This is a genomic window from Arthrobacter sp. 10T413_2 (genome assembly GCF_056394205.1).
In genome coordinates, this window is the sequence record NZ_JBFTHK010000186.1 from 1 (window position 1) to 7,975 (window position 7,975).

General features: G+C 68.7%; 8 protein-coding genes. 6 read left to right on the forward strand and 2 right to left on the reverse strand.

What is annotated here, in order from left to right; genetic code table 11:
- The 5 genes from AC1DBQ_RS19725 to AC1DBQ_RS19745 all read left to right on the forward strand — a co-directional run.
- Positions 1–527 (forward strand): PLP-dependent transferase (locus AC1DBQ_RS19725; RefSeq protein WP_476930120.1); only part of this gene is annotated, 527 nt, incomplete at its 5' end.
- 64 nt (positions 528–591) lie between these two features.
- A complete protein-coding gene (locus AC1DBQ_RS19730; RefSeq protein WP_476930121.1) occupies positions 592–1,137 on the forward strand; it encodes a winged helix-turn-helix transcriptional regulator in 546 nt (181 codons plus the stop codon).
- A complete protein-coding gene (locus AC1DBQ_RS19735) occupies positions 1,134–2,510 on the forward strand; it encodes an MFS transporter (RefSeq protein WP_476930122.1) in 1,377 nt (458 codons plus the stop codon). Before AC1DBQ_RS19730 ends, AC1DBQ_RS19735 begins: the two co-directional genes overlap by 4 nt.
- Positions 2,511–2,611: 101 nt before the next feature.
- Positions 2,612–4,018, forward strand: coding sequence for a glycosyltransferase 87 family protein (locus AC1DBQ_RS19740; protein ID WP_476930123.1), 1,407 nt, complete (start codon positions 2,612–2,614; stop codon positions 4,016–4,018).
- Between the two features lie 35 nt (positions 4,019–4,053).
- Positions 4,054–4,815 carry an SDR family oxidoreductase gene (locus AC1DBQ_RS19745; protein WP_476930124.1) on the forward strand — a complete coding sequence of 254 codons (762 nt, stop codon included), beginning with the start codon at positions 4,054–4,056 and terminating at the stop codon, positions 4,813–4,815.
- A 61-nt stretch (positions 4,816–4,876) separates the two neighbouring features.
- On the opposite strand, the gene AC1DBQ_RS19750 is transcribed toward AC1DBQ_RS19745, so the two are convergent.
- A complete protein-coding gene (locus tag AC1DBQ_RS19750) occupies positions 4,877–5,359 on the reverse strand; it encodes a hypothetical protein (RefSeq protein ID WP_476930125.1) in 483 nt (160 codons plus the stop codon).
- Between the two features lie 197 nt (positions 5,360–5,556).
- The gene (locus AC1DBQ_RS19755) at positions 5,557–6,747 is read right to left on the reverse strand and encodes an acyl-CoA dehydrogenase family protein (RefSeq protein WP_476930126.1); all 1,191 of its coding nucleotides are present in this window, start codon (positions 6,745–6,747) and stop codon (positions 5,557–5,559) included.
- A gap of 121 nt (positions 6,748–6,868) precedes the next feature.
- On the opposite strand from AC1DBQ_RS19755, the gene AC1DBQ_RS19760 reads away from it, so the two are divergent.
- Positions 6,869–7,522, forward strand: a complete 654-nt coding sequence (locus AC1DBQ_RS19760; protein WP_476930127.1) for an MOSC domain-containing protein — start codon at positions 6,869–6,871, stop codon at positions 7,520–7,522.
- The last annotated feature ends 453 nt before the right edge of the window (positions 7,523–7,975 follow it).

The following is a 7,975-nucleotide window of genomic DNA, read 5'->3' on the forward strand; positions in this document are numbered from 1 at the left end:
CGATCGTGGTGAACGACCCGGAGCTGGCCGAGAAGATCGGCTTCGTCCAGTTCGCCGTCGGCGCCGTGTCCGGTCCGATGGACGCCTTCCTCACCACCCGCGGCCTGAAGACCCTCGGCGTGCGGATGGACCGGCACAGCGACAACGCCCAGGCCGTGGCGGAATGGCTGCTGGACCGCCCCGAAGTGGAGGCCGTGCTCTACCCGGGACTGCCCTCCCACCCGGGCCACGAGCTCGCCAGGAAGCAGATGAAGAAATTCGGCGGCATGATCTCCGTGCAGTTCAAGGGCGGCGAAGCCGCGGCACGCAAGGTGGCCGAATCGACGTCCGTGTTCACCCTGGCCGAGTCCCTGGGCGGGATCGAATCGCTCATGAACTACCCCTCGGAAATGACGCATGCCTCGGTCAAGGGCACCGAACTGGCCGTTCCGGTCAACCTGATCCGGCTCTCGTGCGGCATCGAGGACGTCGAGGACCTCATCGCCGACCTCGACGCCGCGCTTTCCGCCCTGGACGGCGGCAGCTAGCCGCCCGCTCCCGCAGTGGAGCCGACCCTAGCTTTCTCTAAGAGAGTCAGCTAGGGTTGGCTGCATGGCACTCCGATCCGACTGGTCCCAGCGGACCTGCAGCATGGCCCGCGGCCTCGACATCCTCGGCGATCCCTGGAGCATGCTCGTCCTGCGTGAGGTCTTCTTCGGCAACGGCCGCTTCGACGCCATGAAGCAGCGGCTCGGGGCGGCCGATTCCGTGCTCACCAAACGGCTCGCCGGGCTCGTCGACGCCGGGCTGCTTACCCGGCGGCCCTACGACGACGGCGGCCGCACCCGCCAGGAGTACGTCCTCACCCCCAAGGGCGAGGACGCCCTGCCGGTGCTCAACGCCGTCGTCATCTGGGCCGAAAAGCACCTCCCGGCCCCTTCCGAGCAGGCGCACATGTTCGTCATTCACAACGTCTGCGGAGCGAGGACCTCCTCTGCGGACACCTGTACGGCCTGCGGGGAGCGGCTGACGGCCGGGAACACGAGCTGGCACAGCCTCACCCGCACCGCCGACCCCGTGCCGCTGGCGTCGGCCCGCGCGCAGACCCCGGTCCCCGGCCGGCCCACGTCCCAGCCCCAGAACGGAACCGCCGCATGAGCGCCCCCCAGGACACTCTGACCCCCGCGCCCGTCCGCCGCCGGATCCACCCGGCGTGGGGCGTGGCCGCCGTGKCTTTCCTCGCGCTCGTCGGCGCTGCCGGGTTCCGTGCCGCCCCGGGCGTGCYCATGGTGCCGCTGCAGAACGAGTTCGGCTGGTCCACGACCGTGCTCTCTGCCGCGGTCAGCATCAACCTCGTACTGTTCGGGCTCACGGCACCGTTCGCGGCGGCCCTCATGGAACGCTTCGGCATCCGCGCCGTCACCGCCGTGGCCCTGATGCTGATCGGCGCCGGCAGCGCACTGACAGTCCTCGTGAACCAGTCCTGGCAGATCCTGCTGACGTGGGGGCTGCTGATCGGACTCGGCACCGGGTCCATGGCGCTGGTGTTCGCCACCACCGTCGCCAACACGTGGTTCGCCAAGAGCCGGGGCCTGGTGATCGGCATCCTCACCGCCGGCAGCGCCGCCGGGCAGCTCGTGTTCCTGCCCTTCATCGCGCTCCTGGCCCAGGACCCGGGCTGGCGCCAGGCCTCGCTGCTCATCGGTGCCGGCGCGCTCGCGGTGGTGCCGCTCGTGCTGAAGTTCCTGAAGAACTCACCGGCCGAGGTCGGCGTGCTGCCTTACGGGGCCACGCCGCCGGCCGCCGACGGAACCTCCGATGAGGCTGCCGGGCCCGAGACCGTCGGGCCGGAAGCCGCCGGGCCTGAAACTGCAGGGCCGGAGGCCGCCGAACCCAGCCGCAACGCGGCCGTGCGGGCCCTCCAGGTCCTCAAACGGGCCAGCAAGGTCCGTACCTTCTGGGCACTCGTGGCCGGCTTCGCGATCTGCGGCGCAACCACCAACGGGCTGATCGGCACCCACTTTATCCCCTCGGCCCACGACCACGGCATGCCGGAAACCACCGCGGCGGGCCTGCTCGCCGTCGTCGGGCTCTTCGACATCGTCGGAACCATCGCCTCCGGCTGGCTCACGGACCGCTTCAACCCCCGGATCCTGCTCGCGGTGTACTACCAGTTCCGCGGTATCGGGCTGCTGGTCCTGCCGCTGCTGCTCAGCGCCACGGTCCAGCCCAGCATGATTGTGTTCGTCGTCATCTACGGCCTGGACTGGGTGGCCACCGTGCCGCCGACCGCCGCGATCTGCCGCCAGGTGTTCGGCGCCGACGGCAGCGTCGTGTTCGGCTGGGTGTTCGCCGCCCACCAGCTCGGCGCGGCCGCAGCGGCCTTGGCGGCCGGAGCCGTCCGGGACGCCACCGGCCAGTACACCTATGCCTGGTTCGCCGCCGCCGCGATGTGCACGATCGCCGCTGTCATCAGCGCCACCATCCGCAAGGACGCCAGAAAGACGGACACGGTCCCGGTTGCGGCGTAGCTGTTCTGTAGACTGACCCGACAGCGAGGGCGCGTTTCGGCCGCCCGGACGGAACCGACCATTCGGCAAGCGTCTACACCAGCAGCCCGATTGGGGAATTCATGTCAGTGCTCGATTCCAAGGACCGCCCGGTGCAGCCGGACCCGAAACCGCCCCTGCCGAAAYGGCCCGTCCCGAAACCGCTGACCGCGAAACCGCCGGTCCGGATACTGCTGCGGCTCTCCGTMGTCGTGGCCATCGCTGCCGTCGGCTACTTCGTCTGGGCGTCGCTCGGGGTCTGGGCCAAGCAGGGACTGGACTTCAGCGTCTATTGGTACGGCGGGAAGATCCTCAACGACGCCGGCGCCGCGCCGTCGGACCTGTATGCGGGAAACGTGGACTGGGCCGGGGGCCCGGGGCTGAAGTTCACCTATCCGCCGTTCGCCGCCCTGCTCTTCAGCTTCTTGGCCCGGCTGCCTCAGGTGACCGCCCTGACACTGTTCAATACCGCCGGCGCCGTCGTCGGCATCCTGGCCGCCGTCCGCACGGTCCGTTACTGGAACGCCAAAGCCAATTGGCGCGCCACGTTCCGGTCCCCGCGCAACTGCTGGGCCGCCGCCGTCGTGGTCCTGGCGGTGCTGAATCTCGGTCCGTGGCGCGACACCCTGGTGTTCGGCCAGATCAATATCCTGCTGATGGGCCTGATGGCCGCGGACCTGCTGGCCCGGAACTCGCGCTGGACCCGCGGCATCCCMGGCAGCGGCTTCCTCGTGGGGGTTGCCGCCGGCATCAAGCTGACGCCCCTGGTGTTCGGCCTGTACTACGTGGTCCGCAAGGACTGGCGCGGACTGTGCAACATGGCCGCCGGCTTCACCGTCACGGTGGTGATCGGCTGGCTGCTGCGTCCCGTCGAGTCCCTGCAGTTCTGGCTCCAGATGCTGCCGGACACCTCCCGGATGGGCGGAGCGGGCTATGTGGACAACCTGTCCCTCAAGGGCGCGCTGCTGCACTTCGGCGTTCCGGAGCCGCTCGTCACCGTGCCGTGGCTCGTGCTGAGCCTGGCGGTGGTGGCCCTGGGCGCAGGAGTCATCAAGGCCGCCAGCGACCAGGGCGCCCGGGTCGTCGCTGTTGCGGCGACGGCGCTGACCATGCTGTTGATCAGCCCGGTCTCCTGGTCCCATCACTGGGTGTGGGTCGCGGCGGTCTTCCCGGCCTTCGCCTGGACCCTGCGCGAAACCCCGCGCCGCTACGCCAGGATGCGCTGGACCATGGGCGGGGTGCTGGGCGTTTCGATCCTGGTGTTCCTGTTCTCACCGAAGACCATCGGCACGGCGCTGGGCGCGCAGAACCTCGACATCCAGACACCGGGCCTGTGGATCATGGCCTCCAGCGCCGGGRTGTTCTGCGCCGTGGCGCTCCTGGTCTGCTGGCTCGTCGCCCTGCGCCGGGACTCGGTGGCGCCGGAGCTTGACCTTGCTTCCGTGCCGGCCGCCGAAGTGGACGTCCGGGCCTCCGCGGTCTCCTCGTAGCTGCCKCCCGGCCGGCCGCCGCTAGGCTGTTCGGCATGAGCTCCCCGTCACCCCGTAAGACTGCCCTCGTCACCGKCGTCGGCCGGCTCGCCGGAATCGGCGCCGGCATCGCGCGCCGCCTCGCCGCGGACGGCTGGGACCTCGTCCTGAGMTACTGGCAGGACTACGACGCCCGGATGCCGTGGGGAGTCCAGCCCGACGACGTCGAACGCCTCACCGTCGAGCTGCAGGCGACCGGCGCCGCCGTCGTGGTMCTGCCGGCGGATTTCGAAGACCCGCAAGCCGTGGACGGCCTGATGGCCGCGGTGGCGGCCGAGGCCGGAACCCTGCAGGGCCTGGTGCTCAGCCACGCCGAATCCGTGGACTCCGGCATCCTGGACACGTCCCTGGCGAGCTTCGAGCGGCACTTCGCGGTMAACACCCGCGCCAGCTGGCAGTTGATTGCCGCTTTCGCCCGGCAGGCAGGTCCCGACGGCGGGGCCATCGTGGCGCTGACCAGCGATCACACCGCCTTCAACCTGCCCTACGGAGCGTCAAAGGGTGCGCTGGACCGGATCGTGATCGCGGCGGCCCGGGAGCTCGGCCCGCTGGGGATMAGCGCCAACGTCCTCAACCCGGGACCGGTGGACACCGGCTGGATGGATGACGTGCTTCGCGGCGAACTGGCCGTCCGGCAGCCCGGCGGCCGGCTGGGCACTCCGGCGGACGTGGCCGCCACGGTCGCGTTTCTGCTCTCGCCCGGGGGCCGCTGGATGTCCGGGCAGCTGGTCAAAGCCGATGGCGGCTTCTCCGCCTGAGGTCCCCGGACTCCGCTTCCCTGTACGCCGACGTCGTTGATCCGKTGGTGGTCGGATCCGGTCAGTCGGCAGTCAGCAGGGCGAGGGCTGTTGCCAGTTCGGTGGCGGCGCCTTGGAGGAGGCAGGCCGTCTCGCGTGCCCGGGCGTTGCGTCCGGACTGGAGGTYGGCATCAATGAGGTCGGCCATGAGTTGGAGMTGGCACGCACCGGCCATGGATGCGGACCAGGACAGGCTTTGGGCGGCGAGGCGCGCGTCTTCCCAGTCCCCGACGGACAAGGCCCGGTGAACCTTTTCGACCCGGTGGGGAAGCATGAGCTGGAATGTAGTGACGAAGTCGTGGAACCGCCAGGACTGGAGTGTGCCTGTGCTCTCCTGAAGTCGGTTGCGGTCCAGAACAGGTKCCGTGGCGATGCGGGCACGGTACCTGCGGGGTCCCTGGTCAGCCCCCGAAATATCCTCTTGGTTCACGCCCGCGCTGGTCGTGGCGTGACGTGCCGGAAAGAACCGGAGCGTCCACGCGGCTGACTTGGCATTGAGACCCATGATGTCCCCCTAACCCGGCATCCTGTTCCGATCCGTCAGAAAGGCAGAGTGCCGTCCTCCGGACCGATGGCATCACTCTACGAATGCACCCCAGGGAGAACACGAGTGCTGGCTACCCGAAAACTCAGCAGTCACCACTTGTATCACTGGCCCCACACGTATCGCACGACCGGGAGCGCCTTCGCGGGCTCGCGGGCTTAGCGGAAAGCCGGGATCCCCGTGATGTGCTGGCCCAGGACCAAGGTGTGGACTTCGTCGGTGCCCTCGTAGGTGCGGACGGATTCCAGGTTGGCGGCGTGCCGCAGGGGCGAATAGTCCAGTGTGATGCCGTTGCCGCCCAGGATGGTGCGGGCTTCCCGGGCAATGCTGAGCGCCTCCCGCACGTTGTTCAGCTTGCCGAGCGAGATCTGCTCCGGCCGCAACCTGCCGGCGTCCTTGAGCCGGCCCAGATGCAGGGCCAGGAGGGTGCCTTTTTGGATTTCCAGGAGCATGTTMACGAGCTTCTCCTGCGTCAGTTGGTACCCGGCCAGCGGCTTGCCGAACTGCAGCCGCTCCTGGGCGTAGGCCAGGGCCGCCTCGTAGGAATCCCGGGCGGCGCCCATCGCGCCCCATGCGATCCCGTACCGGGCCTCGTTGAGGCAGGAGAACGGGCCCCGGAGCCCCCGCGCCGCCGGCAGCAGCGCCTCCGGACCCAGCCGGACGGCGTCGAATGTGATGTCGCACTGGATCGAGGCKCGCATCGAGAGCTTCTGCCCTATCGGCGTCGCGGTGACCCCCGGGGTACCGGCGGGGACGAGGAAGCCGCGCACGCCGTCGTCCGTCATGGCCCACACCACCAGCACATCCGCCACCGACGCGAGCCCGATCCAGCGTTTGGCGCCGTCCAGGACCCAGCCGGCGGTCTCGCCGGAGCCGTCGCGGCGGGCAAAGGTCTTCATCGAGGCAGGGTCCGAGCCGGCCGTGGGCTCGGTCAGGGCAAAGGCGCCGATCAGTTCGCCGGCGGCCATCCGGGGGAGCCACTCCTGCTTCTGGTCCTCGGAGCCCCACTTGTGGATGGCCGTCATGGCAAGGGAGCCCTGCACGGAGACAAATGTGCGGACGCCGGAATCGCCGGCCTCGAGCTCCATTGCCGCGAGGCCGTATTCGACGGCGGAGCGGCCGGGGCAGCCGTAGCCCTCCAGGTGCATGCCGAGCACACCGAGTTCGCCAAGCTCCGGGACGAGGTCCAGGGGGAACACGGCGTCGTCGTACCAGCCGGCGATCCCGGGACGGATGCGCTGGTTGGTGAAGTCGCGGACGYGCTCCCGCACGGCCAGCTCGCCGGCGCTCAGGAGGGAATCGATCGCCAGGACATCGGAAACATCGGAAAGGTTGGCCTCGTTGCTCATGCCAGCATCCTACGGCGGCTCCGCTCGCAGCGGTGGTGCTCAGCCCGGTGGTGTTCGGCCCGGTGCACGGGGCCCGGTGCGGGCGCTGAATCCGGCGCCCGGGCGGGCCTACACTGGTGCCATGGAAACCGCATCTGTGCTTGCCGTCTGCCGGGTTCACCAGCTGCTCGAGGATCCCGGCAGCGTCGGGGTCACCGCGATCGACAAGCGCCCCGTGGACGGTCCGGTACGGGTCCACAAACTCGGCCTGCGCGGTGATGTCCAGGCGAGCAGGATGGACCACGGCGGCGAGGACCAGGCTCTCTACGCGTACTCGCAGGACGACGCCGATTACTGGGCTGGGGAGCTCGGGCGGGAGATGCCKCCGGGCATCTTCGGCGAAAACCTCCGGATCACAGGCCTTAGCGCCTCCAATGCCGTGATCGGCGAACGCTGGAAGATTGGACTGGACGTCGAGGTGGAAGTCACCTCCCCGCGCGTACCCTGCCCCACGTTTCAGCGGCGGATGGGCGAGCCGCACTGGGTCAAGCGGTTCACCGAGGCGGGGAAGGTCGGCACCTACCTTCGGGTGGTCCGGACCGGCAGCATCGAGGCCGGAGACCACCTCCACCGGATCTTTGTCCCGGTCCACGGCGTGACCATTGCCAAGTGGCTCACCGATCCCACCCTGGAGGACATGGAAGCCCTGCGCGACGCCGACGCCGACGGCGAGATCCGCCTCCAGCCCGAATATCACGAGCGATTCGAGAGGCTGCAGCGACAGCTTGGCGTGTAGCCGTGCCGCGCCGGTGTGCGCAAGCTCACCCGCCGCCGTCGGCCCCTCAATTACCACTGTTCTGGTTCATGCCCTACACTGGAACTATCCCCCACTCCGGAAATCCCTTATTCCTGCCCAATTCTTGAGGCAGGACTGGTAAGTGTTGKGGCCCGCAAAATGTGATGCGGGCATTTTCATAGGGAGAGCCGGCAAAAGAAAACGCTGTACAGACTGCTGGGATAGCAGCCAAGAGATGCAGCGGGAAGTCCTGCCACGGGATTGCGAAAGCGCCGGACTTCTGTGACCCGCCGGTCAACGTACGCCCGGCAACTCGTGTCACGCGTACTGCGGCTCCGCTCACCTCKGGTTGTGCCGCTTGGCCCCTATGGATGAGGAAATTTCACCTATGCCCGAAAATCAGAACAACTCCGTCGACACCGAACTCGTCACCGAGAACAGCCAGGCCGACGT

Excerpts from the sequence above, each read along its gene's own strand:
- AC1DBQ_RS19730 (WP_476930121.1), top strand. The coding sequence starts at position 592 with ATGGCACTCCGATCCGACTGGTCCCAGCGGACCTGCAGCATGGCCCGC.